This window comes from Clavibacter sp. AC415, from assembly GCF_979252985.1.
The window spans coordinates 53,230-78,113 of record NZ_CEEDAR010000008.1; the positions used below are offsets into that span (position 1 = coordinate 53,230).

The window sequence follows — 24,884 nt, forward strand, 5'->3', positions numbered from 1 at the left end:
TAGGATCGTCCGCGATGGACAGCGACACGCGAGGCCCCGAGGCCGCTCCAGCCCGGCGCCCGCGAGGGATCCGCCGGGCCGTCCGCGGTGCCTCCGCCGCCGTCGCGCTGGCCCTCGTGGCCGGCCTCGCCGCCTGCGCGCCGACGACCGGGATGGTCGCCGACACCGAGATCCGCGCCGCGCTGCCCACGTCCTTCACCTCCTACAACGCGGCCTCCCGCACCGGCGGGACCGACGGCAACCGGGAGATCGTCCACGCGACGAACGCCCGCTTCTCGGAGGTCGCCCCGGACGGCACGGTCGCCGCCGACCCCGGCTACGGGTCCGCGCGGGTCGTCTCCCGCGACCCCTTCACCGTCGAGTACACCGTCGCCGAGGGCGTCCGCTGGTCCGACGGCGAGCCCGTCGACGCGGCCGACCTCCTGCTCGCCTGGGCCGCGGGGTCCGGCGCGCTCGACACCCCGGGCTTCGACGCGTCCGGGTACGTCGACGAGTCCACCGGCGGGTACACCGGCCCGCTCCCGGAGGAGGCGGTCTGGTTCGACTCCGCGGCCGACGAGACGCTCACGCACGTGACGCGCACGCCGGAGATCGGCGACGGCGGCCGGTCGATCACCATGGTCTTCGACGAGTACGCGCCCGACTGGCGCCTCGCGTTCGAGGTCGGGCTGCCGGCGCACGCCGTCGTCCAGCTCGCGCTCGACATGTCGAGCCCCGGCCGCGCCAAGCAGACGCTGGTGGACGCCGTGCAGGACGGCGCCCCCGAGCTCCTCTCGCCCATCTCCGACGCGTGGAACCGCGGCTTCGGCGTGGCCGAGATCGCGGCGCACCCCGACCGGGCCGTGGGGTCCGGGCCGTACGCCATCGACTCGATCGACCCGGGCACCTCCATCACGCTCCGGGCCAACCCCTACTACTCCGGCTTCCACCGGCCGTCGGTCGAGCGCATCGTCGTGTCCACCATCGAGGACCCCGACGCCGCGGTCCAGGCCCTGGCCGCCGGCGACGTCGACGTGATCGCGCCGGCGGCCGACGGTCGGGTCGCCGACGCGCTCGACGACCTCGACGGCGTGCAGGTCGTCCGCGGCGCGTCCGCGACATGGGAGCGCCTCGACCTGCAGACCGCCGGCGCCCGCAACCACGCGATGTCGGACGTCGCCGTCCGCACCGCCTTCCTGGCCACGATCCCGCGCGACGAGATCCTCCGCGACGCCGCGGAGCCCCTCGACCCCGACGCCGCCACGCGCGACTCGTTCGTCCTCTCCCCGGGGACGGACGGCTACGCCGACCAGGTGCGTGCCAACGGGTCGAGCCGCTTCGACGACATCGACCTCGACGAGGCCCGCCGGCTGCTCGCCTCGGCCGGCCAGGCGGCCCCCGAGGTCTGCGTGCTGTACGACCCCGCCGATCCTCGCCGCATCGCCGCGTTCGAGGCGATCCGCGACTCGGCCGGCGAGGCCGGCTTCGTCGTCACCGACTGCTCCACCCCGCAGTGGGAGAGCGTGCTCGACCAGGCGGGCGCGTACGACGCCGCGCTGCTGGCGTCCGAGGACGCGTACCCGTCGGTCGCGTCCATCCGCGCGGCGCACGAGGGACGCGCGGACGCCCGGGACGGCCAGGCGACCGCCGACCCCGACGTCGCGTCGCTCTTCGCCTCCCTCAGCCGCACCGAGGACGACGACGCGCGCACCGAGCTCCTGCTGCGCCTCGACCGCCGCATCTACGGCGACCGCGCCGGTCTGCCGCTCTACCAGCACCCCGCCCTCGCGGCCGCGCAGGAGCGGGTCGGCGGGGTCCAGGTGTCGTCGCACCAGGCCGGGATCCTCGACGACGCCTGGCGCTGGACGCTCGCCCCCGCCGCTCCCTGAGCCCGGTTTGCATCGGCACGATAGACTGGACGACGCTGGGAATAGCAGACGGCGGCTCTTCGCCCTACTCCCTTGATGACAAGGCCAGCATCCTCTTCCCACTGAAGGACAGCACTATGGCGCTAGTCGCGCGCAACGACCTCCGCAATGTGGCCATCGTGGCCCACGTGGACCACGGCAAGACGACCCTGGTCGACGCCATGCTCAAGCAGACGAACTCGTTCGACGCCCACTTCGAGGGCGAGGACCGCATGATGGACTCGAACGACCTCGAGCGCGAGAAGGGCATCACGATCCTCGCGAAGAACACCGCGGTGCTCTACAACGGGAAGCACGCCGACGGCACGCCCATCGTCATCAACGTGATCGACACCCCGGGCCACGCCGACTTCGGCGGCGAGGTCGAGCGCGGCCTGTCCATGGTCGACGGCGTCGTGCTCCTCGTCGACGCGTCCGAGGGCCCGCTGCCCCAGACGCGCTTCGTGCTCCGCAAGGCCCTCGAGGCCAAGCTCCCCGTGATCCTCCTGGTCAACAAGACCGACCGCCCCGACGCGCGCATCGACGAGGTCGTGGCCGAGAGTCAGGACCTGCTGCTCGGCCTCGCCTCCGACATGTCGGACGAGCACCCCGACCTCGACCTCGACGCCATCCTCGACGTGCCCGTCGTCTACGCGTCCGGCCGCAACGGCGCCGCGAGCGCCAACAAGCCGGAGAACGGCGAGCTGCCCGACAACGAGGACCTCGAGCCCCTGTTCAAGGCGATCCTCGACCACGTCCCCGCGCCGACCTACGACGACGCGCACCCGCTCCAGGCCCACGTCACCAACCTCGACGCATCGCCCTTCCTCGGCCGCCTCGCCCTCCTCCGCGTCTTCAACGGCACGATCAAGAAGGGCCAGCAGGTCGCCTGGGTCAAGCACGACGGCACCGTCAAGAACGTGAAGATCACCGAGCTCCTCATCACGAAGGCGCTCGACCGGTTCCCCACCGAGCTCCGCGGGCCCCGGCGACATCGTCGCCGTCGCCGGCATCGAGGACATCACCATCGGCGAGACGCTCGCCGACCCCGAGGACGTCCGCCCGCTGCCCACCATCACGGTGGACGACCCGGCCATCTCGATGACCATCGGCACGAACACCAGCCCGCTCATCGGCAAGGTCAAGGGCCACAAGCTCACCGCCCGCATGGTCAAGGACCGCCTCGACCGCGAGCTCATCGGCAACGTGTCCATCAAGCTCGTCGACATCGGCCGCCCTGACGCCTGGGAGATCCAGGGCCGTGGCGAGCTGGCGCTCGCGATCCTCGTGGAGCAGATGCGCCGCGAGGGCTTCGAGCTGACCGTCGGCAAGCCGCAGGTGGTCGTCAAGCAGGTCGACGGCAAGGTGCACGAGCCCTACGAGCACCTCACCATCGACTCGCCCGAGGAGTACCTCGGCGCGATCACGCAGCTCCTCGCCGCCCGCAAGGGCCGCATGGAGGGCATGAGCAACCACGGCACCGGCTGGGTCCGCATGGAGTTCGTCGTCCCGTCGCGCGGCCTCATCGGCTTCCGCACGGAGTTCCTCACCATCACGCGCGGCGCGGGCATCGCCAACGCCGTGTCGCACGGCTACGAGCAGTGGGCGGGCGAGATCACGACCCGCGTCAACGGCTCCATCGTCGCCGACCGCGCCGGTGTCGCCACCCCGTTCGCCATGGTCGCGCTGCAGGAGCGCATGTCGTTCTTCGTGGAGCCCACGCAGGAGGTCTACGAGGGCATGGTCGTCGGCGAGAACTCGCGTGCGGACGACATGGACGTGAACATCACCAAGGAGAAGCAGCTGACCAACATGCGTCAGTCCACCTCCGACTCCTTCGAGCGCATGACGCCCTCGCGGAAGCTCACGCTCGAGGAGTGCCTCGAGTTCGCCCGCGAGGACGAGTGCGTGGAGGTCACGCCCGAGTTCGTCCGGATCCGCAAGGTGGAGCTCGACGCCAACGCGCGCCAGCGGAAGACCTCGCGGCTGAAGAAGCAGAACGCGTAGCGCAGCACGACACCGACGGGCCCGTCCGCCACGTCCCTCCGCAGGAGGGGCCGGCGGGCGGGCCCGTCGCCGTCTCCGCCTCCGCCGGGGTCCCGGCACGGGCCGGAGGGCCGGGGAGCACCGGCGGGCGTAGCCTCCGGGAATGATCTCCGTCGGCTCCGTCGTCATCCGCGTGCACGACCTCCCCGCGCAGACCCGGTTCTGGTCGCGTGCGCTCGACTACGAGGTCCGCGAGCCGGCGGACGACGACTTCGTGCTGCTCCGCTCCCGGGACGGCCGTGCACCGAACGTGTCGCTGGACGCCCACCCGTCGGATCGCGCGCTGCCCCCGCGCATCCACCTCGACCTGTACGCCGACGATCAGGAGGCGGAGGTCCGCCGACTCGTCGCGCTCGGAGCCCGCGTCGTCGACTGGTCGGGGCGACCGGCCGAGCGCGGACTACGTGATCCTGGAGGATCCCGAGGGGACGCGGTTCTGCGTCGTGGACGCGGGTGACCGGGCCGGGGAGCCGTGCGCGACGGATCAGGAGGCGAAGAGCGTCTCGCCCACGTATCCGTCGCGCGTGGCGCCCGGCGGCACCGCCCAGATCCCGCTGCCGACGTGGCGCAGGTACTCGTTCATCGCGTCGCGGGAGAGGCTCTGCTGGACGGGGATGAACTGGGTCCGCGGGTCGCGCTGGAACGCGAGGAAGAACAGGCCCGCGTTCAGCCGCCCCAGGTCGTCGTTGCCGTCGACGAAGTTGTAGCCGCGGCGGAGGAGCACCGCGCCGCCGTTGGCGTCCGGGTGCGCCAGCCGCACGTGGGACGCCGCGTCGATGAGCGGCGCGTCCGCCCGGCCCGTGGCGTGGAAGTCGGGCGGGGTGAACTCGGTGCCGCCGCTCAGCGGGGCGCCGGAGCCCTTCGTGCGGCCGACCACGCGCTCCTGCTCGCGGAGCGACGCCCGGTCCCAGGTCTCGATGGTCATGCGGATGCGGCGGGCGACGAGGTAGGAGCCGCCCTGCATCCACGCCTCGGCGGGCGTGGATCCGGCGTCGGCCCACACGTGGTCCTCGACCTGGCGGGTGTCCTCGGACTTGACGTTCGCGGTGCCGTCCTTGAACCCGAAGAGGTTCCGCGGGGTGACCTGGGCGCGGCTCGTGGAGGACGTGCGCCCGAAGCCGAGCTGCGACCAGCGGATGGACGCCCGGCCGAACGCGATGCGCGACAGGTTGCGGACGGCGTGGACCGCGACCTGCGGGTCGTCGCTGCAGGCCTGGATGCAGAGGTCGCCGCCCGTCGCCTGGGGGACGAGAGCCTCACCGGGGAAGCGCGGCAGGTCGACCAGTGCCGCGGGACGACGGTCGGCGATGCCGAAGCGGTCCACGCCCTCGGCCGTCGTGAACAGCGACGGGCCGAGGCCGAAGGTGATGGTGAGGCTCGACGGCGGCAGGTCGAGCGCCTCGCCGGTGTCGTCCGGCGGGGCGTCGTAGGGGCCGTCGACCGCGCCGAGCGCGCCCGCGGAGCCGCCCGCCGTCATGCGGGCGGCCGCGGCGCTCCAGTCCTCGAGGAGCGACACGAGGCCCGCGCGGTCGATGTCGGCGACGTCGAAGGACGCGAAGTGCAGGCGGTCCTGGGCGGGCGTGGTGATGCCGGCCTGGTGCGCGCCGTGGAACGGGTACGTCGCGCCGCCCGCCGCGTGCCGGGCCCCCGCGAAGGCGCGGTCGGCCATGACGCCGCCCGCCGCCCCGACGAGGCCCCCGCCGAGCGCGCCCGCGCCGAGGATGCCGAGGATCCCGCGGCGGGAGATGCCCGCCGGCCGGGCGGCCGGTGCGGCATCGGCATCCGCAGGGGCTTCTGGAGCGGGGGCGTTCGCGGCGTCGTGGTGCGTCATCAGCCGACGAGCGCCCCGGTCAGCTTCGACAGCGGCTCGGACAGCGCGTTGACGCCGTCGGCGAGCCCCTTGACCTGCTCGGTCGTGAGCTGGTCGTACGTCGTGAAGCCCTGCTCGAGCGAGCCGTAGGCGGCGAGGTCCTGCTCGAGGGAGGCGAACCGGGCGTCGAGCGTGGCGACGAGCTCCGGGTCCTCTGGGCTCCACGATGTCGCGGACGCCCTCGTACGCGACGCGCGCGCCCTCGAGGTTGGCCTGGAAGTCCCAGAGGTCCGTGTGCGACCAGATCTCCTCCTCGCCGGTGATCTTGCCCGTGGCGACCTCGTCCATGAGGCCCACGGCGCCGTTGGAGACGGTGGAGATGTCGATGGAGAAGTCGTCGGCGTGCACGGCGTCGTAGAGGCGCTGCGTGTCGGCCGTGAGCTCCTGGGCGAAGCGGGCCCTGTCAGCTGTGCTGAGCGGGACGTAGACGTCGCCGCCGTTCGCGTCGGGGGCGGGCTGCCACAGGTCCTTCTCGATGCGGTGCCACCCCGTCCACTCGGTGCCCGGCTCCACGTCGGCCTCGCGGAAGTCGATCTCGGGATCGAGGTCGCCGAACGACTCCGCGACCGGCTCGACCCGCTCGTAGTAGGCGCGGCTGGTGGGGTAGAGGGCGCGCGCCCGGTCGTCGTCGCCCGCGAGGTACGCGTCGGCGAACTCCTGGGTGGCGGGGAGGAGCTTGCCGACCTGGTCCTTCACGTAGGCGAGGTAGGCGGCTGCGGCCTCCTCGCCCTGCTGGGCGGCGTCGCCCGCGAGCGCCACCTGCTCGCCGGTCACGGTGAAGGGCGTGCGGCCGACGCCGTCGCCGACCATGCCGGGCTTGCAGACCGTGAAGTAGTCCCCGGGCTGGGCCGTGAGCACGAGGTCGCGCTTCGATGCCGGGGCTCACGTTCTCGACCTCGCCGACGATGCGGAGGCCGTCCTCCGCGAGGAGGTAGAACTCGGTGACCTGGTCGGTGGAGTTCGTCACGTGGAACGACACGGTTCCGCTCGGCGCGGTCGCGGCGGACACGGTGCACGCGTCGGCCGAGCTGTCGACCGTGAGCCGCGTCACGCCGGCGTCCGCGGCGGCGCCGTCGCCGGCGGCTCCGGCCGGGGCGTTGGCGACGCAGCCGCTGAGAGCGAGTGCGGCGCCGGCGAGCAGGGCGGCGGCGGGGAGGGTCGAGCGCTTCATGGGTCCTCGGGGGAGCGGGCCGGCGGGGCCGGGCGGTGGATGGATCGGGGCGGGGAGCAGGGGAGCGGATGCAACGTGGTGCGTGGTGCGTGGTGCGTGGTGCGTGGAGCAGGTGCGAGCGGGAGGCGGTGCGGAGGGGACGGCGCGCGCCGCGGGTCAGCGGACGACGGGTGCGTCGACGACGCGCTGCGTGGCGGCGGCGGCCGTCGTGGTCGCGGACGATGCGGCCGCCGGTCGGGCGCCGCGCCCGCGCCGCGACAGCGCGAGGTACGCGGTGAGCGTCGGCACGACGTACAGCACCCACGCGACCGCCTCGAGCCACGTGGTGGCGGGGAGAGAGTTGACGGTGCCCTTGAGGAGCGTGCCGTACCAGGATCCGGGCGGCACGGCGCCGGAGACGTCGAACGCGAGCGCGCCGAGCCCCGGCAGGATGCCCGCCTCCTGCAGGTCGTGCACGCCGTACGCGAGCACCCCGCCCGCCACGACGATGAGGAGGGCGCCGGTCCAGGTGAAGAAGCGCGCGAGGTCGATGCGGAGGATCCCGCGGTAGACGAGCCAGCCGAGCGCCACCGCCGTGAGGAGGCCGAGCCCCGCGCCCACCAGCGGCATCGTGGTCTCGCCGGTGGCCTGGACGGCGGACCAGAGGAACAGGGCCGTCTCGATGCCCTCGCGGCCGACCGCGAGGAGCGCGACGGCGACGAGGCCCCACGCGGCGCCCGCGATCGCGCGGTCGACGGCGCCCTGCAGCTCCGAGCGCATGTCCTTCGCGGTGCGGAGCATCCAGAAGACCATCCACGTGACGAGGCCCGTCGCGACGATGGACAGGGACCCGCCGATCGCCTCCTGCGCCTCGAAGGTGAGGCCGTAGGCGCCGTAGGTGAGCACCGCGCCCACCGACAGCGCGAGGAGGACCGCGAGCCCGACGCCGAGCCAGAGGCGGCCGAGAACGTCGCGACGGCCGATCTTGACGACGTAGGCGATGAGGATGGTGACGACCAGCGCGGCCTCGAGGCCCTCGCGCAGGCCGATCAGGTAGTTCGCGAACACGCGTGCGCCTCTCCGGCGGCGGACGCGGGTCGCGTCCGATTGCTCGTGGTGGGGAAATATAGGTGAGGCTTGCCTTACCTCGTGCACAGTAGCGCGCGGGCCGGGGTGCGTCCAGTCGGCGTCCCCCCGCCGCCCGTCCAGGGAGCCGGCGCAGGAGCGCGGATAGGATCGCCCGATGAGCACCGGCACGTCCCGACGCCCCGATCGGGCCGCCCGCACCGCCCGCGCCGAGCGCGAGCACGTCCTCCTCGTGCACGCGCACCCCGACGACGAGAGCATCGTCACGGGCGGCACCATCGCGCGGCTCGTGCGCGACGGCGTGCCCGTCACCGTGCTCACCTGCACGCGGGGGGAGCGCGGCGAGGTCATCCCCGCGGAGCTGCGGCACCTCGAGGGCGACCTCCGGGCGCTCGCCGACCACCGCGAGACGGAGCTCGCCGAGGCCATGGCCGCCCTCGGCGTCGACGACCACCGCTTCCTCGGCGACGCGGACGCGCGCTGGCAGGGCCTCGCCCCGCGCCGCTACGTCGACTCCGGGATGCAGTGGGGCGCGGACGGCGTGCCCGTCGCCCTGCAGCCCCTCGACCCCGACTCGCTGTGCGCCGGGGACGAGGCGGACGAGGCGCGCGACGTGCTCGCGGTCATCGCCGACGTCGACGCGACGAGCGTCATCACGTACGACGACCACGGCGGCTACGGCCACCCCGACCACGTGCGGACGCACGGGATCGCGACCTGGGCCGCGGAGGAGGCCGGGATCCCCGCCTACCTCGTCACCACCACGGTGACGTCGGCCCGCGAGGCGCACGAGGCCGTCGCCGCGCGCGGCCGGTTCCCCGCGCCGGACCCGGATCCCGCCGGCACCCTCGTGCTGCCGGACGACGCGGTCGACGTCGTCGTGGACGCCTCCGAGGTGCTCGACCGCAAGATCCGCGCGGTCGCCGCGCACCGCACCCAGACCGTCGTCGACGGCGACCAGTTCGCGCTGTCGCACGGGGTCGGGGCGCCGGTGTCCGCGGTCGAGATGTTCCGGATCCACCGCCCCGCCGGCCGCGCGCAGGACGACGGCGCCGCCCGGCCCCCGCGCGGTGCCCAGCGCGTCGGCACGGCGATCGCCGCGCTCGCGCTCGGCGTGCTGGTGGGCGCGGTCGGCACGGCCGCGCACCGCGCGACGCTGCCCGTGGGCGGCATCGCGCTGCCCGTCGGGCTGGTGCTCGCCCTGGTGACGCTCGCGTGCCTGCTGGTCGCGTTCCGCCTGCTCCTCGTCGACCGGCTGCACGCGCTCTGCCTCGGGCTCGGCACCGTGGCCGCGGTCGCCGTGCTCGGCACGCGCGGCCCGAGCGGATCCGTGCTCTTCCCCGACGACGGGCTGAGCCAGGTGTGGTCGCTCGCGCCCGCGCTCCTCGTCGCGGCCGTCGTGGTGTGGCCGCGGTTCTCGACGCGACCGCCCGCTGCCGGCACGGGCTCGGATGCCGCTCCGGGCGCGGGCCCCGGCGACGCCGCCCCGGCCGGGGCGGGCCCCCGCGCCGCGTAGACTCGTGGCGGGCCGCACCGCTCCCGGAAGGACCGCCCGAATGACCTACGTCATCGCCCTGCCCTGTGTCGACGTCAAGGACCGCGCCTGCATCGACGAGTGCCCGGTGGACTGCATCTACGAGGGCGAGCGGTCGCTCTACATCCACCCGGACGAGTGCGTGGACTGCGGTGCCTGCGAGCCGGTGTGCCCGGTCGAGGCGATCTACTACGAGGACGACCTGCCGGAGAAGTGGTCGGACTACTACACGGCCAACGTGGAGTTCTTCGCCGAGATGGGCTCGCCCGGCGGCGCCACCAAGATCGGCGTGACGCACTCCGACCACCCCGTCATCGCCGCCCTCCCGCCCCAGGCCGGCTGACGCGCATGGCCCTCGGCGAGCTGCCCGACTACCCCTGGGACCTGATGGCGCCCTACGCCGAGAGGGCAGGGCGCCACCCCGACGGCATCGTGGACCTCAGCATCGGCTCGCCCGTCGACCCGACGCCGACGCTCATCCGCGACGCGCTCGCCTGGGCGACCGACGCGCACGCGTACCCGACCACGGTCGGCACGCCCGAGCTGCGCGACGCGATGGTCGCCTGGAGCGCGCGGCGCCGCGGTGCGACGCTCGGCACCGACCAGGTCCTGCCGACGATCGGGTCGAAGGAGATGGTGGCCTGGCTGCCGTTCATGCTCGGCCTCGGCGAGGGCGACGTGGTCGTGCACCCGCGGGTCGCGTACCCCACCTACGCCATCGGCGCCGCTCTCGCGGGCGCGGAGAGCGTCCCGGCCGACGACCCGGCCGACTGGCCCGAGAGCACCCGCCTGGTCTGGCCGGAACTCGCCCGGCAACCCCGACGGCCGCGTGCTCGGCGTCGCGGATCTGCGGGCCGCGGTCGCCCGCGCGCGGGAGCTCGGCGCCGTGATCGCGAGCGACGAGTGCTACGCCGAGCTCGGCTGGGAGGGGGAGTGGGCCGAGGGCCCGACGCCCTCGATCCTCGACGCGCGCGTCGTCGGCGACGACCACTCGGGCGTCCTCGCGCTCTACTCGCTGAGCAAGCAGTCGAACCTCGCGGGCTACCGCGCCGCGCTCGTCGCGGGCGACCGCGAGCTCATCGCCCGCCTGATCCGCGTCCGCAAGCACGCGGGGCTCCTCCCTCCCGCGCCGCTGCAGCACGCGATGACGGTCGCGCTCGGCGACGACGCGCACGTGCGCGCGCAGCGCGAGCTCTACCGCGCGCGCCGCGCGGTGCTCCTGCCCGCGCTCGTGGACGCCGGGTGGCGCATCGACCGCAGCGAGGCGGGCCTGTACCTCTGGGCGACGCGCGACCGGGACGCCTGGGAGGGCATCGCGGAGCTCGCCGACCTCGGGATCCTCGCGGGCCCCGGCCCGTTCTACGGCGACGCGTCGCCCGAGCACGTGCGGCTGTCCCTCACGGCCACGGACGAGCGCATCGAGGCGGCGGCGGCGCGGCTCCGCTCCGCCCCTCCCGCGTAGCAGGACCTCCAACGGAACGCACCGGATGCTGGCGGAGGCGACAGTGTCCCGGTCGGCCCTTTAGGCTGTAGTCGGTTCGGACCCGGCGTCGCGACGGCGCCATGAGCGCCCACGGCGCGGATCGGTCCGACCGATCCGACACATGACTCGAGGAGGCGCCGTGACCGATGGCGGGCAGCAGGCGGACCAGAAGCCCCAGGCGGCGGAGGAGCCGACCGCGACGCTGACGCATCCGGGCGGCCGGGTGGAGTTCCCCATCCTCCCCGCGGTCGACGGGGCCTCGAGCATCGACATCTCGACGCTCACGCGGAAGACCGGGCTCACCACCCTCGACAACGGCTTCGTCAACACCGCGTCGACCCGCTCGGCGATCACGTACATCGACGGCGAGCAGGGGATCCTCCGCTACCGCGGCTACCCGATCGAGCAGCTCGCGCGCCACTCGAGCTACCTCGAGGTGGCCTGGCTCCTCATCCACGGCGAGCTGCCGACCCCCGACGAGCTCGCGAAGTTCGAGGACGACATCCGCCGCCACACGCTCCTGCACGAGGACTTCAAGGGCCTGTTCCGCGCCCTGCCCACCAACGCGCACCCCATGTCGGTGCTCTCCAGCGCCGTGTCGGCGCTCTCCACCTACTACGAGGACTCGCTGAGCGTCCACGACCCCGAGCAGGTCGAGATCTCGACCCTGCGCCTGCTCGCGAAGCTGCCGGTCATCGCGGCGTACGCGCACAAGAAGAGCATCGGCCAGGCGTTCCTCTACCCGGACAACTCGCTGTCGTTCGTCGACAACTTCCTCCGCTTGAACTTCGGCAACAACGCGGAAGCGTACGAGGTGGACCCCGTGGTCAGCCGCGCGCTCGAGCGGCTGCTGATCCTGCACGAGGACCACGAGCAGAACGCGTCGACGTCGACCGTGCGGCTCGTCGGATCAACCGAGGCGAACATGTTCTCCTCCGTCTCCGCGGGCATCGGCGCGCTCTTCGGCCCGCTGCACGGCGGCGCGAACGAGGCCGTGCTCGCGATGCTCGGCCGCATCCGCGACTCCGGCGAGGGCGTCGACCGCTACGTGGAGCGCGTGAAGAACAAGGAGGACGGCGTCCGCCTCATGGGCTTCGGGCACCGCGTCTACAAGAACTTCGACCCGCGCGCCCGCCTCGTGAAGGAGAGCGCCGACGAGGTGCTGGAGGCCCTCGGGATCCAGGACCCGCTGCTCGACATCGCCAAGGAGCTCGAGGCGGTCGCCCTCGCGGACGACTACTTCATCGAGCGGAAGCTGTACCCGAACGTCGACTTCTACACGGGCGTCATCTACAAGGCGATGGGGTTCCCCACCCGCATGTTCACGGCGCTGTTCACCATCGGCCGGCTCCCCGGCTGGATCGCGCACTGGCGCGAGATGAACGAGGACCAGGCCACCAAGATCGGCCGCCGCAGCAGCTCTACATCGGGCAGCCGGCGCGCGACCTGCCCCCGCGCGACTAGCCCCGCCCGCACGACGGGCGCTCCCGAAGAGGGGGCGTCCGGAGGGCGCCGATCCGTGTACCCGCGCGGATCGGCGACCTAGACTCATCGGACACCTGCGTTCCACCCGCCGCCCGCAACAGCCCCTGCCGTCGGTCCCGACCCGAAGAGGGGGCCATGGCCAGACGCCTGCCGTCGTCCCCGCCGGTGCTGCCGGGATTCACGTACGTGACGGTCCTCGGCAGCGGCGGCTTCGCCGACGTCTTCCTCTACGAGCAGGACATGCCGCGCCGCCAGGTCGCCGTGAAGGTCATGCTCGCCGAGATCGTGACCGACCGCCTCCGCGCCATGTTCCGCGCCGAGGCCGACCTCATGGCGCAGCTGAGCGCGCACCCGTCCGTGCTCACCGTGCACCAGGCGAGCGTCGCCGCCGACGGCCGCCCGTACCTCGTCATGGAGCTGTGCTCGTCGAGCCTCAGCGACCGGTACCGGCGCGAGCCGCTGGGCGTCGCCGAGGTGCTGCGCGTCGGGATCCGCATCGCGAGCGCCGTGGAGACCGCCCACCGCGCGGGCGTGCTCCACCGCGACATCAAGCCCGCCAACATCCTCACCACGGCCTTCGGCCACCCGGTGCTCAGCGACTTCGGCATCGCGTCGACCCTCGAGGACGCCGCCGCGACCGACGCGGTGGGCCTCTCCATCCCGTGGTCGGCGCCCGAGGTGCTGGCCGACGAGAGCCCGGGCACCGTGCGGAGCGAGGTGTGGTCGCTCGCCGCGACGGTGTACTCGCTGCTCGCCGGGCGGAGCCCCTTCGAGGTGCCCGGCGGGCAGAACGCCCCCGCGGACCTCGTGGCCCGGATCCAGCGGGCGCGTCCGCTGCCGACCGGCCGCGCCGACGTGCCGGAGCGGCTCGAGCTGGTGCTCCGCCGCGCCATGTCCCGGCAGCCGGCGGCGCGCCCCGAGTCGGCGCTCGCGTTCGTGCGCGAGCTGCAGGCCGTGGAGGCGGAGCTGCGGCTCGCGCAGACGCCGCTCGAGGTCGCGAGCGAGGAGTGGGCGTCCGCCGTCGCCGCGGGCGTCGACGAGGACGACGACCCCACGCGCGTGCGCGGCATCGTGCAGGTGGATCCCGGCACGACGGGCCCCGGCGGCACAGCCGGCGTGCGCCGCGCGCGGCGGAGGGCGGCCCCGTCGTCGGCCCGCGCGACCGGCCCCGGGGCGCGGCCCGGCGCCGCCGCCCGATCCGGCGCCGTGGCGACGGCCTCCGCGTCCGACCCCGTGCGGGCGGCCTCCGTGTCCACCAGCCTCGGCCGCTCCGGATCCGGACCCGTGGGCGCCTCCGTCCCCGGGCGGCACGCCGTCGCGGGCCGGCCCGGCTTCGTCGTACGGCACCGGATCGCGCTCATCGCGGCCGCCTCCGGCGCGCTCGTCGCGAGCGTGCTCGTCGGGGTGCTGCTCGGCGGGACCGGCGGGGGACGGCGCCCGGCGACATCCCCGTCGTGGGCGAGATCCAGGCGTCCGGCACGGCCGACGGCGTCCTGTTCTCCTGGCGCGACCCCGGCCTCGGCGCCGACGACGCGTACCAGGTGGTCCGCGACGGCGGGCTGCCGAGCACGCAGCGCGACACCACCTTCCGGGTGGCCGCCGCCGCCGCCGGCGCGGGAGACCGCGCGTGCATCCGCGTGACGGTCACGCGCGACGGCATCGCCGGGGAGGCGTCGACCGAGAAGTGCGCGGAGCTGCCGCGATGATCCGCGAGTGGATCCGCCGCCACCGCCAGGCCGCGACGACCGTCACGGGCGGCGCCGTCGTGCTCGCCCTCCTCACCGGGTTCGCGCTCGTCAGCGACGGCTACGACGCGCAGCGCGTGGACCTCGACGACGGCTCCGTGTGGGTCGTGAACTCCGCGCAGCAGGCCATCGGCCGCGCGAACACCTCCGTGCTCGAGCTCGACAGCGTCGTCGACTCCCGCAGCGAGGACATCGACGTGCTCCAGTCGGGATCCACGGTGCTGCTCGCCGACCGGGGGAGCTCCCGCCTCGACGTGGTGGACGACGCGACGAGCGAGGTCGTCGACACCGCGCCGCTGCCCGCGGGCGCCGAGGTCATGCTCGCGGGATCCCGCGCCGCCATCCTCGTGCCCGCCACCGGCCAGCTGTGGCTCGTGCCCGTCGCCGGGCTGTCGGCCTTCGATGCCGGCCGGCGCCCCCACGCTCATGCTCGGCGCCGACGCGGTCGCCTCGATGGGCGACGACGGGACGCTGCTCGTCTACTCGGCGGCGACGGGGACGCTGTCGCGCATCCCGGCCGCCACGGACGACACCGTGCAGGAGACCGTGGACGTGGGCCGCGTGGGCGCGCCCGCGGCGGCCGAGGAGGCCGCGGGCGACCCGGCCGCCGATCCCGCCACCGCGCTCGCGGGCGAGACGGTCGCCGCGGGCGACGCCGGTCGCCCCGCGGGGCAGCGGCTCGCGCTCACGGCCGTCGACGGCCACTGGGCCCTCTACGACGCCGATGCCCGGACGCTGCTCGTCGACGGGCGCACGGTCGACCTGGCGGGCTCCATCGCGGCGGATGCCCGCGTCGCCCTGCAGCGCGCGTCCGTCGACGGATCCGGCGTGCTCGTCGCGCACACGGGCGGGCTCGTGGAGGTGCCCGTCGCGGGCGGCGACCCCGTCGTCGTGCCCGGCGGAGGCCGTGGCGATCCCGCGCGGCCCGTGCGCGTCGACGGCTGCGAGCACGCGGGCTGGACGGACGGCTCGGGATGGGAGCGCTGCCCGGGCGCCGACGGCACCACCGCGGCGCTCGCGTCCATGCCCGCGCAGGCATCCCTCCGCTTCCTCGTGGACGGCGCGCGCGTCGTGCTCAACGACGTGCGCGGCGGGGCGGCGTGGGCGGTCCAGCAGGGCGCGGGCCTCATCGACAACTGGTCGGACCTCATCGACCGCGACCGCTCCGACACCGTCGTGGAGCAGAACACCGCGGACACCCCGCCCGAGACGGACCGCGTGCAGCAGCCGCCCGTCGCCGTCGACGACGAGCTGGGCGCGCGCCCCGGCCGCACGACCGCGCTGCCCGTGCTCCTCAACGACCACGACCCGAACGGCGACGTGCTCGTGATCGACTCCGTGACGCCCGTCGACGCGGAGGTCGGCGTGGTCGACATCGTGGACGACGGCCAGGGCCTCCAGCTCGCGCTCGCCCCCTCCGCGTCCGGCACCGTGCGGTTCTCGTACGCGATCAGCGACGGGCGCGGCGGCACCGCCAGCGCCGACGTGCGCGTCGCCGTGCGCACCGCCGAGGAGAACGCCCCGCCCGTGCAGGCGCAGCCCGCCACCGGCACGGTCGCCGAGGGCGCGCGCCTGCAGACGGACGTGCTGGGCGGCTGGTACGACCCCGACGGCGACCCCATGTACCTGACGCGCGCGAGCGTCGCCGCGCCCGACGCCGTGAGCTGGAAGCCCGAGGGCCGCGTCGTCTACACGGACGCGGGATCCGGCGGCGACACCCGCACGGTCGCGCTGCAGGTCTCCGACGGGCGCGAGGAGGGATCCGGCGAGCTCGTCGTCACGGTGCGCCGCGCCGACGACGTGCCGCTCGTCGCCGAGGGCTTCGTCGTGCAGGCGCAGCTCGGGCGCGAGATCACCGTCGAGCCGCTCACGGCACCGCACGCGGCGGGAACGGGGCGATCCGGCTGGCCGCCGTGCCCGCGCGCGCCGGCGTGGTGATCACGCCCGACCTCGAGGCCGGGACCTTCCGCCTCCAGGGCGGCCAGGCCGGCACGCACCTGCTGGAGTACACGGTCACCGACGGGCAGACCACCGCGACCGGCGTCGTGCGCGTCGAGGTGCGCGGGGCGCCCGCGTCCGACGGCCGTCCCGTGACCGTGCCGCACACCGTCTTCGTGCGGGCGCTGCAGGCGACGGACGTGGACGTGCTCGCGACCGACTTCGACCCCGCCGGCGGCGTGCTCGTCATCACCGACACGGCCTCGCCCGGCGACGCCGTGGGCGTGCGCGCGGAGGTCGTCGGGCAGCGGCTCGTGCGGATCAGCCTCACGGCGTCCGCTCGACGGGCCGGTGGACGTCGAGTACCGGGTGAGCAACGGCGTCGCGGAGGCGACCGGCGTCATCACCGTCATCGAGGTGCCCGAGCCCGCAGTGCGCCAGCCGCCCGTCGCGACCGACGACCGCGTGGCCGTGCGCGTCGGCGACGCGGTCGACATCCCCGTGCTCGCCAACGACGAGCAGCCCGACGGCGACCGGCTGCGCCTCGACCCCGTGCTCGTCGACCCGCTCCCCGAGGGCGCCGGCCTCCTCTTCGCGAGCGAGGACCGCCTGCGCTACCTCGCGCCCGACCGCACGGGCGACTACACGGCCGTCTACCGCGCGGTCGCGCCCGACGGCCAGTGGGCGACCGCGACCCTCACCGTCTCCGTGCGCGAGGCCGACGCCGCGACCAACGCCGCGCCCGTGCCGCGCCCGCTCACCGCGCGCGTGCTCGCGGGGGAGACCGTGCGGATCCCCGTGCCGCTCACCGGCATCGACCCCGACGGCGACTCCGTGCGGCTGCTCGGACAGGACACCGGGCCCGAGAAGGGCCAGGTCACGGAGGTGGGGCCGGACTGGATCGACTACCAGGCGGGCGACTACTCGACCGGCACCGACGCGTTCGCGTACGCCGTGGTCGACGGGCTGGGCGCCCGCGCCACCGGCACCGTCCGCGTGGGCATCAGCCCGCGCGTCGAGGGCGCGCGGAACCCGGTCGCCACCGCCGACACCGTGACCGTCCGCCCGGGCCGCGTCCTCCGCGTGCAGGTGCTCGCGAACGACACGGATCCCGACGGCGGCGCGCTCTCCCTGGTGTCGGTGCAGCTGCAGGAGGCGGGGCTCGTCGCGGGGCTCGACGGCGACACGGTCCGCGTCGTCGCCCCCGACGCCGCCGGCCGCTACGGCTTCGTCTACGGGGTGCGGAACGCGCGCGGCGGCACCGACGAGGCGTTCCTCACCGTGATCGTGGATCCCGCCGCGCCGCCCACGCGCCCCGTCGCCCGCGACACCGTGCTGCAGCTCTCCGACGTGCTCGACCGGTCGAGCGTCGACGTCGACGTCATGCGCAGCGTGTTCTCCGCGGAGGGCGACGTGTCGGCGCTCGTGCTGGGCGTCGGCGCGGAATACGAGGACGTGGCGGGCGTGACCGCCGACGGGCGCATCCGGGTGGAGGTCGGCGACGAGCGCCGCATCGTGCCGTTCACGGTGGCGCAGCCGGACGACCCGTCGATCTCCGCCACCGCGTTCATCTGGGTGCCCGGCTTCGAGGACACGCTGCCGCAGCTCCGCGTCGGCCAGTCCCGGCCCACCGTCGCGAGCGGCGAGCGGCTCGTGGTCGACCTCGCGGACCAGGTGGTCGCGGCCGGGGGCCGCGCGGTGCGCGTCGCCGACCCGAACTCCCTCTCGGCCACGCACGCGGACGGGCCGGTCGAGCTCGTGGACGAGGACACCATCGCGTACCGGAGCGAGCCCGGGTACTTCGGGCCGGCGGCGATCTCCTTCACGGTGACCGACGGATCCGGCGCCGGCGCCGACGGCGGGCGCACCGCCGCGCTCGTGCTGCCGATCACCGTGACGCCCACCGAGAACCAGCCGCCCGTCTTCACGGGCGCCGTCATCGACCTGGAGCCCGGCCAGTCGAAGGACGTCGACCTCGGCCGCCTCACCACGTACCCCTACCAGGACGACCGCGGCCAGCTGTCCTTCGCGCTCGAGGGCGCGGTCGCCGACGGGTTCCGCGCGTCGGTCGACGGCGGCACGCTGCGCATCTCGGCCGAGGAGGGCGTCGCCACGGGCGCCGCCGCGTCGTTCCCGGTGAGCGTCCGCGACGCGACGCAGACGGGCCGGGCGGGCCGCGTGGACCTCCGGGTCGTGCCGTCGACGCGCCCGCTCCCGCAGCCCGCGACGGACACCGGGTCGGTCACGCGCGGATCCACCACCGTCATCGACGTGCTCGCCAACGACCAGGCCGGGAACCCCTTCCCGGGCACCCCGCTGACGGTCGCCTCCATCCGCGGCGCCGACGGCGCGAGCCTCCCGGAGGGCGTCACCGTCACGCCCTCCGCCGACCGCGCGACGCTCACCGTCTCGGCGTCCGCGGACGCCGCGCCGGGCGACGTCCGCGTGCAGTACGAGGTGCGCGACGCCACCGGCGACCCGGGCCGGGCCGCGTTCGGCACGGTCGTCATCAGCGTGCAGGATCGCCCGGGGCCCGTGTCGGCGCTCCGCGCCTCGGGCTTCGCCGACCGCTCCCTCACGGTGGCGTTCGAGCCGGGTGCCTTCAACGGCTCGCCCATCACGGGGTACCAGGTCCGCGTCCTCCGCGGCGGGACCGCGACCGCGACGATCACCTGCCCCTCGACCACGTGCACGGTCCCGACGCCCGGCAACGGCCCGTCGGACGCCGTGGAGGTGGAGGTCCAGGCCGTGAACGGCGTCGGGGCGTCGGATCCCGTGTCGCTCGCCGGGCTCTGGTCGGACGTCCTCCCGGCGGCGCCCGCCGGGCTGACGACCGAGCCGCTCGTCGACGGGCTGCGCGTCTCCTGGCAGCCCGCCGCGGTGCCGTCCTCGTCGAGCCCCGTCACGCAGCACGTGGTGAGCGTGGGCGGCGTCACGCGCCAGGTCGCCGCCGATGCCACGAGCGTCGAGGTCCGCGATCCGTCCCTCGTCCCCGAGGTGCCGGTCGCGGTGTCCGTCGCGGCCCGCAACAGCGCGCAGGTGCAGGACGCGTCCGCGTGGCTCGCCGCCACCGCCACGGGCACGCCCCGCGCGGCGCCGACCGCCACCGGCACGCCGACCGCCACCCCCGACGCCGACGACGAGACGCGCGTCACGGTGTCGTGGCCCGCGTTCCAGGGCCCGGGCGTCGACGGGATCCGCTACCTCGTGGCCGCGTACGCACCGGGCTCCGCGCCCGGCTGCTCCGTCGCCACCGAGGGCGCGTCGCCGTGGTCGCCCGAGCACGGCCCCGCGGTCGACGTCGGCACCGCCACCAGCCACGTGTTCACGGGCCTCGCCCCCGACCAGCCGGTCGCGTTCGCCGTGCTGGCGGCCAACAGCCAGGGCTGCACGGTCGTCGAGGCCGGCCAGCTCACCCCGCGCACCGCGCCCTCCACGCCCGTCGTGAGCGTCTCCCTGCCGGACCGCGACCGGGGGAGCGAGGGCGTCTTCCGCGCCGTCCTCGCCGACGCGCGCTACCGCCCCGGGAACGCCCAGGCCTCCGCGCAGCTCCTGTACCGCGTCGACGGGCAGGGCGACGGCGTGCCGATCGGCGTCGGGCAGGCCCTCACGCTGCCGCGCACGGGCGTCGGCGCGAGCATCCAGGTGCGCGTCGTCGAGGACAGCGGCGACGGCCGGCCGCGCTCGAGCGGCTGGTCGGACCCGGTCGACGCCGGCACCGCCGTGGACGCCCGCGCGGGCGACGTGCAGTTCGCGACCGACGCGGCGGGCGGCACCACCGTCTCGTGGACGTCCACCCCGACCGCCGCGGGCCCCGGCGCACGGGTCGGCGCCGGCGGCGGCTACGCGCGCAGCGAGGTGCGCTGCGGCGGCCAGGGGGCGTGGACCGACGCGTCGTCCGGGGCCGCGGGCTCCTGCGCGATCCCCGCGACCGGCGAGCGGATCCTCGAGGTGCGCGTGACCGCGAACTCGGGCACCCTGTACACGTACGCCCACCGCGGATGACGGCCGGACCCGCGGCCCGCACGCCGGAGACGGCGGCCGCACCCGAGAGGCACGCCCCATGACGACGATGACCGCCGACGACGCCCGCGCGTTCCAGGACGACTTCGCGCGCCTCGTGCGCAGCGTCGAGCAGGTGCTGCTCGGCAAGTCGCACGTGGTGCGGCTCGCGTTCTCGGCCATGGTCACGGGCGGGCACCTCCTCCTCGAGGACGTGCCGGGCACGGGCAAGACCTCGCTCGCGCGCGCGCCATGGCGCAGACCGTCGACGGCACCCACAGCCGGGTGCAGTTCACGCCCGACGTGCTGCCCGGCGACATCACGGGCGTCAGCGTCTACGACCAGCGCACCGGCGAGTTCGAGTTCCACCGCGGTCCGGTGTTCGCCAGCATCGTGCTGGCCGACGAGATCAACCGCGCGAGCCCGAAGACGCAGTCGGCGCTCCTCGAGGTCATGGAGGAGGGCCGCGTCACGGTCGACGGCGCACCTGTACGACGTGGGCGACCCTGTTCATGGTCATCGCCACGCAGAACCCCGTCGAGCAGGCGGGCACGTACGCGCTGCCGGAGGCGCAGCTCGACCGCTTCCTGCTGCGCACCTCCATCGGGTACCCCGACCACGAGTCGATGCTGCGGATCCTGCAGGGCTCGGCCGTGAGCGCCCACGACGTGACCCTCGAGCCCGTGGCCTCGGCGGCGGACGTGCGGCGGATGCAGGAGCGCGCGCAGACCGTGCACGTGGATCCCGCGGTCGCCGACTACGTCGTCCGCCTCGTCGACGCGACCCGCACCGCGCCGGAGGTGCGGCTCGGCGCGAGCGTGCGCGCGGCGCCCTCGCGCCGCCGCGCGCGTCGCGCACCTGGGCCGCCGCCGACGGCCGGCACTACGTGGTCCCGGACGACGTGAAGGCGCTCGCCGAGCCCGTGCTCGCGCATCGGCTGCTGCTGGATCCCGAGGCCGAGTTCGACGGGGTGACGCCCACCAGCGTGCTGTCGCAGATCCTCATCGAGACCGCGCCGCCGCGCGACCGGCACCCGGGGGCGCCGTCCGCGGGCGGCGCCGGCGCCGGCGCCGCGGGCGCGCGGCCGGTCGGATGAGCGCGGCCGGGTCGCCCCCGGCGTCCCCGCGCCCGCCGGCGGCCCCGTCCCCGCCGGTGTCCCCCTCCCGGCCGACGGCGCGCTCGTCGGCGGCGCGCCGGAGGCCGGCCGGCCGGCCGAGGAGGCGCCGCGCCGGTCCGTCGTGTCGCGCCTGGTCGCCGTCGTCACGCCGCTCGGGCGGGTCGTCGCGGTCGTCGCGGGCCGCCGCGGGCGCGGCCGGATACGCGCTGGGCTGGCGCGAGCTCGTCGCGGATCGCCTGGACCGCCGCGGCGCTCTGGGTGGTCGCGCTCCTGCACCTCGTCGGCTCCGCGGGCGTGGAGGTGTCGCTGCGCCTGCCCCGCGACCGCGTGGTCGCGGGCGAGCGCGCGCCCGCGACCGTCGCCGTGCGGAACCCGCTGCGCCGCCGGGCCGTGGGGCTCACCGTCGAGGTGCCGGTCGGATCCGGGCTCGCCGAGATCCACGTGCCCTCGCTCGCCCACGGGCACTCCCACGAGGACGTCTTCGTGGTCCCCACCTCGCGGCGCCGGCGTCATCGCGCTCGGCCCCGCCCGCATCGTCCGCGGCGACCCGATCGGGCTGGTGCGCCGCGAGTCGACGGAGGCGGCGGCGGCGACCCGGCTGCTGCGTGCACCCCCGCACCATCGCGATGCCGAGCACGAGCACGGGCTTCGTCCGCGACCTCGAGGGCCGCGCCACGCGCGACCTCACGGACAGCGACGTGTCGTTCCAGTACCTGCACAAGTACGTGCCGGGCGACGCGGTGCGCCACATCCACTGGCGCTCCACCGCGAAGACCGGCGTGCACATGGTGCGGCGGATCGAGGAGACGCGGCGGAGCCACATCATGGTGGCGCTCTCGCTGAACGCCGGCGACTACGGCGACGGAGGGCCGGCGGAGGAACGGGATCCGCGGGGGACGCCGCGCTGCCGGCGGGCGGCACCACCGTGGCCGCGGGCCGCGGGGCCGGGCAGGTCGCCGGATCCACCGCCGCCGCCGCCGATGCCGAGTTCGAGCTCGCCGCGGTGAGCGTCGTCGGGTCCCTGGGCGCGCGCGCCATCGTCGAGGCCCGCACCGTCTCGGTCGTCGCCAGCGCCGACCGCGCCGCCGGCCGGGTGCGCGCCCGCCGCCTGCCGACGCTGCCCGCGCTGCCGGGCCTCGCCCGCACGGCGGCCCGCTCGGCCGGTCCCGGATCCCGCACCACGCGCCTGCGCCGCCTCGCGACCGTCACGCGCGAGCGGCTCCTCGACGACCTGGCCGAGATCGGCGCGTCCGACCGCGCGGCCCCGCTCGGGGAGCTGGCGCGCGCCGCGGCCGACGAGGTGGCAGGGGGTCTCCGTCGTGTTCCTCGTCTGCGGCACCGGCGCCGCGCCCGCCGCGATCCGCTCGGCCGCCGTCGGCTTCCCTCCCGGGCGTGCAGGTCGTCGCGGTCGTGTGCGACCCCGAGGTCGAGCCGGGCCTCCGGCGGCTCGGCGCGCTGTCCGTCCTCACCATCGGCTACCTCGACGAGTCCTGCGCGTCGCCCTGCAGAAGGGCGCGACGTGAGCGCGTCCGGCGCGTCCGGTCGCGCCGACGGGCGGCCGGCGTCCGGTCGCCGCGCCCGCCGAGCCCCGCCGCGGGACCGCGCGCGTCCGCGGAGGCGGTGCCGGCGCAGGCCGAGCCCGCGCCCGCGTGCCGGCCGGCTCACGCGACCCGGGCCGCGCCCTCGTCCCCGTCCTCGCGATCGGCCTGCTCACCGCCCTCGCCGCGGCCGCCTTCTGGCCCGTGTACCGCGACGCGTCGTTCGTCCGGATGGCGGCCGTCACGCTGGCCGTCGGCGCGCTCATCGCCATCGCCGGCGCCCGGCTCCGCTGGGGCAGCGCCGTGGTCGCGGGCGCGGTCCTCGTCGCGTTCCTCGCGCTCGGGGTGCCGCTCGCGGTGCCGACGGGCGCGGCCGACGGCTGGCGGCCCACGCTCGCGGGCCTCGGCGAGCTCGTCGAGGGCGCGTCCCTCGGGATCGTGCGCCTGCTGACCATCGCGCTCCCCGTCGGCGACTACCAGGCCCTCCTCGTGCCGGCGTTCGCGCTCGTCCTGCTGGGATCGGTGGTCGGCGTCACCGTCGCGCTGCGCTCCCGTCGGCCCGAGCTCGCCGTGATCCCGTCCCTCGTGATCCTCGTCGCCGCGGCCGCCCTGGGCCCGGACCGCAGCCAGGGTCCCGACGCGCCCGACGCCTCGTGGCTCCTCGTGCCCGTGTCCCTGGCCTGGCTCGCTGACGGCGCTTCTGTGGATCGCGCGCTGCCGCTGGCGTCGCCGGCATCGCGCCGTCCGCCGTCTCGGCCGGCAGTCGGGCATCCCCCTGGAGTCCGCGGCCGACCGGCGCCGCTCCGGGGCGCGCACCGGGGTCGCGGCGGCCGCGGTCATCGCCGTCGCGCTCGTGGCGGGCGTGGCGGCGACCGCCGCCGCCCCGGCCCGACGTCAGCCCGCGCCGCCCTCCGCTCCACCGTCGAGCAGCCGTTCGACCCGCGGGAGCAGGTTCAGCCCGCTGTCGCTCCTTCCGCACGTACTGGAAGGCCCCGGCCGTCGACGACACCCTGTTCCGCGTCTCCGGCCTGCCCGCGGGCGGTCGCGGCGCGCGCCTCGCGGCGCTCGACACCTACGACGGCGTCGTCTACGGCGTGGGCGGCGCGCGCGGCAGCGTCGACGCGTCCCGCACCGGACAGGCCTCGGGGACGTTCGCGCGCGTGCCGTACCGGCTCGACCAGGCCGGCGTCGCCGGCGACGACGTCACGCTCGACGTCGTCATCGGCGCCTACCGCGGCGTCTGGCTGCCGGGTGCCGGGCGGCTCGAGCGCATCGGGTTCGCGGGGGACGACGGCGCACTCCTCGCCGACTCGTTCTACTACGACGACGCGACGGCGACCGGCGCGGTGATCGGCGGTCTCACGGCGGGCGACGCCTACGAGATCGAGGCGGTGGTCGCCTCCACGCCCCCGCTCGCGTCGCTGGCCGACGAGCGCCCGGGCGATGCGGTCGCGCCGCTGGCCCACGGGCGTGCCGGACGAGGTCCAGGCGCAGGTCCAGGCGTCGACCGCGGCGCCCGACGGCGCCACGTCGGGCGGCGCCGACGCGGCCGGCGGCACGTCGGCCTCGCCGGGTGCGCAGCTCGTCGCCGCGATCTCGGCCCTGCGCGCCGACGGGTACGTCAGCCACGGGGTGGGCGACGCGCCCTTCAGCAGGTCCGGCCACTCCGCCGAGCGCATCGCCGACCTCCTCACCACCCGCCCGATGCTGGGCGACGCCGAGCAGTACGCGGTCGCGGCGGCCCTGATGGCCGACGAGCTGCGCGGCTTCCCTGTGCGCGTCGTGATGGGGTTCGCCCCGGGCGAGGAGGCCGTGCGCGCCGCGGACGGCGGGCCGGTGGCCGTCACGGGCTCCGACGTCACGGCGTGGATCGAGGTCGACACGGCGTCCTCCGGCTGGGTCGCGGTGGATCCGAACCCGCCCGTCCGTGACGTCCCCGACGCCCTGCCCGACGAGCCGACCGAGGTGGCCCGCCCCCAGACCGTGCTGCCGCCGCCCGTGGAG

14 protein-coding genes and 5 pseudogenes are annotated in these 24,884 nt (G+C 75.4%); 14 read left to right on the forward strand and 5 right to left on the reverse strand.

Translation table 11 applies throughout. From position 1 onward, the window contains the following. The first annotated feature begins 14 nt into the window (after positions 1-14). From ACZ411_RS02670 to ACZ411_RS02680, 3 genes and pseudogenes are all read left to right on the forward strand, one after another. A complete protein-coding gene (locus tag ACZ411_RS02670) occupies positions 15-1,868 on the forward strand; it encodes an ABC transporter family substrate-binding protein (protein WP_464168332.1) in 1,854 nt (617 codons plus the stop codon). A 116-nt stretch (positions 1,869-1,984) separates the two neighbouring features. Then, positions 1,985-3,893 (forward strand): annotated as a pseudogene (gene typA, locus ACZ411_RS02675) (translational GTPase TypA). 142 nt (positions 3,894-4,035) lie between these two features. Next, complete coding sequence (locus tag ACZ411_RS02680; RefSeq protein WP_464168334.1) at positions 4,036-4,389, forward strand: VOC family protein; 354 nt, start codon at positions 4,036-4,038, stop codon at positions 4,387-4,389. Positions 4,390-4,416: 27 nt separating this feature from the next. On the opposite strand, the gene efeB is transcribed toward ACZ411_RS02680, so the two are convergent. The 3 genes and pseudogenes from efeB to efeU form a co-directional block, all read right to left on the reverse strand. Then, entirely contained in the window at positions 4,417-5,763 is a 1,347-nt protein-coding gene (gene efeB / locus ACZ411_RS02685; RefSeq protein WP_464168336.1) for an iron uptake transporter deferrochelatase/peroxidase subunit, read from the reverse strand. Continuing rightward, positions 5,763-6,973 (reverse strand): annotated as a pseudogene (gene efeO / locus ACZ411_RS02690) (iron uptake system protein EfeO). Before efeO ends, efeB begins: the two are co-directional and overlap by 1 nt. Positions 6,974-7,129: 156 nt before the next feature. Further along, positions 7,130-8,020, reverse strand: coding sequence for an iron uptake transporter permease EfeU (gene efeU / locus ACZ411_RS02695; protein ID WP_464168338.1), 891 nt, complete (start codon positions 8,018-8,020; stop codon positions 7,130-7,132). A gap of 175 nt (positions 8,021-8,195) precedes the next feature. Between efeU and ACZ411_RS02700 the strand changes: the two genes are divergently transcribed. The 5 genes and pseudogenes from ACZ411_RS02700 to ACZ411_RS02720 all read left to right on the forward strand — a co-directional run bounded on the left by ACZ411_RS02700 (position 8,196) and on the right by ACZ411_RS02720 (position 14,181). Next, positions 8,196-9,554, forward strand: a complete 1,359-nt coding sequence (locus ACZ411_RS02700) for a PIG-L family deacetylase (protein ID WP_464168340.1) — start codon at positions 8,196-8,198, stop codon at positions 9,552-9,554. A gap of 40 nt (positions 9,555-9,594) precedes the next feature. Beyond that, positions 9,595-9,915, forward strand: coding sequence for a ferredoxin (fdxA, locus tag ACZ411_RS02705; protein ID WP_094116300.1), 321 nt, complete (start codon positions 9,595-9,597; stop codon positions 9,913-9,915). A 5-nt stretch (positions 9,916-9,920) separates the two neighbouring features. Next, positions 9,921-11,034 (forward strand): annotated as a pseudogene (dapC, locus tag ACZ411_RS02710) (succinyldiaminopimelate transaminase). Between the two features lie 160 nt (positions 11,035-11,194). Beyond that, positions 11,195-12,519: pseudogene (locus tag ACZ411_RS02715) on the forward strand (citrate synthase). Between the two features lie 156 nt (positions 12,520-12,675). Continuing rightward, positions 12,676-14,181 (forward strand): serine/threonine-protein kinase, encoded by a 1,506-nt coding sequence (locus ACZ411_RS02720; RefSeq protein ID WP_464168343.1) that lies wholly within the window; start codon positions 12,676-12,678, stop codon positions 14,179-14,181. Positions 14,182-14,346: 165 nt separating this feature from the next. Here the strand turns inward: ACZ411_RS02720 and ACZ411_RS02725 are convergent, their stop codons facing one another. Next, the gene (locus ACZ411_RS02725; RefSeq protein ID WP_464168345.1) at positions 14,347-14,643 is read right to left on the reverse strand and encodes a hypothetical protein; all 297 of its coding nucleotides are present in this window, start codon (positions 14,641-14,643) and stop codon (positions 14,347-14,349) included. Positions 14,644-14,687: 44 nt separating this feature from the next. Here ACZ411_RS02725 and ACZ411_RS02730 point away from each other — a divergent pair, with 44 nt between their 5' ends. Further along, positions 14,688-16,223 carry an Ig-like domain-containing protein gene (locus tag ACZ411_RS02730; protein WP_464168347.1) on the forward strand — a complete coding sequence of 512 codons (1,536 nt, stop codon included), beginning with the start codon at positions 14,688-14,690 and terminating at the stop codon, positions 16,221-16,223. Here ACZ411_RS02730 and ACZ411_RS02735 read toward each other — a convergent pair. Then, positions 16,153-16,554 carry a hypothetical protein gene (locus ACZ411_RS02735; RefSeq protein ID WP_464168349.1) on the reverse strand — a complete coding sequence of 134 codons (402 nt, stop codon included), beginning with the start codon at positions 16,552-16,554 and terminating at the stop codon, positions 16,153-16,155. The genes ACZ411_RS02730 and ACZ411_RS02735 overlap by 71 nt on opposite strands. Positions 16,555-16,574: 20 nt before the next feature. Between ACZ411_RS02735 and ACZ411_RS02740 the strand changes: the two genes are divergently transcribed. From ACZ411_RS02740 to ACZ411_RS02760, 5 genes and pseudogenes are all read left to right on the forward strand, one after another. Beyond that, the gene (locus ACZ411_RS02740; protein ID WP_464168351.1) at positions 16,575-20,228 is read left to right on the forward strand and encodes an Ig-like domain-containing protein; all 3,654 of its coding nucleotides are present in this window, start codon (positions 16,575-16,577) and stop codon (positions 20,226-20,228) included. A 58-nt stretch (positions 20,229-20,286) separates the two neighbouring features. Further along, a pseudogene (locus ACZ411_RS02745) lies at positions 20,287-21,321 on the forward strand (AAA family ATPase). 626 nt (positions 21,322-21,947) lie between these two features. After that, positions 21,948-22,349 (forward strand): DUF58 domain-containing protein, encoded by a 402-nt coding sequence (locus ACZ411_RS02750; RefSeq protein ID WP_464168353.1) that lies wholly within the window; start codon positions 21,948-21,950, stop codon positions 22,347-22,349. A gap of 642 nt (positions 22,350-22,991) precedes the next feature. Then, complete coding sequence (locus ACZ411_RS02755) at positions 22,992-24,230, forward strand: hypothetical protein (RefSeq protein ID WP_464168355.1); 1,239 nt, start codon at positions 22,992-22,994, stop codon at positions 24,228-24,230. Positions 24,231-24,350: 120 nt separating this feature from the next. Then, a partial coding sequence (locus ACZ411_RS02760; protein ID WP_464168357.1) for a transglutaminase-like domain-containing protein occupies positions 24,351-24,884 on the forward strand: 534 nt, incomplete at its 3' end.

Bases quoted from the DNA above. Each gene is read 5' to 3' on its own strand.
- ACZ411_RS02730 (WP_464168347.1), top strand. From the start codon at position 14,688: ATGCCGGCCGGCGCCCCCACGCTCATGCTCGGCGCCGACGCGGTCGCC.
- ACZ411_RS02720 (WP_464168343.1), top strand. From the start codon at position 12,676: ATGGCCAGACGCCTGCCGTCGTCCCCGCCGGTGCTGCCGGGATTCACG.
- ACZ411_RS02670 (WP_464168332.1), top strand. From the start codon at position 15: ATGGACAGCGACACGCGAGGCCCCGAGGCCGCTCCAGCCCGGCGCCCG.
- ACZ411_RS02680 (WP_464168334.1), top strand. From the start codon at position 4,036: ATGATCTCCGTCGGCTCCGTCGTCATCCGCGTGCACGACCTCCCCGCG.
- fdxA (WP_094116300.1), top strand. From the start codon at position 9,595: ATGACCTACGTCATCGCCCTGCCCTGTGTCGACGTCAAGGACCGCGCC.
- efeB (WP_464168336.1), bottom strand. From the start codon at position 5,763: ATGACGCACCACGACGCCGCGAACGCCCCCGCTCCAGAAGCCCCTGCG.
- ACZ411_RS02700 (WP_464168340.1), top strand. From the start codon at position 8,196: ATGAGCACCGGCACGTCCCGACGCCCCGATCGGGCCGCCCGCACCGCC.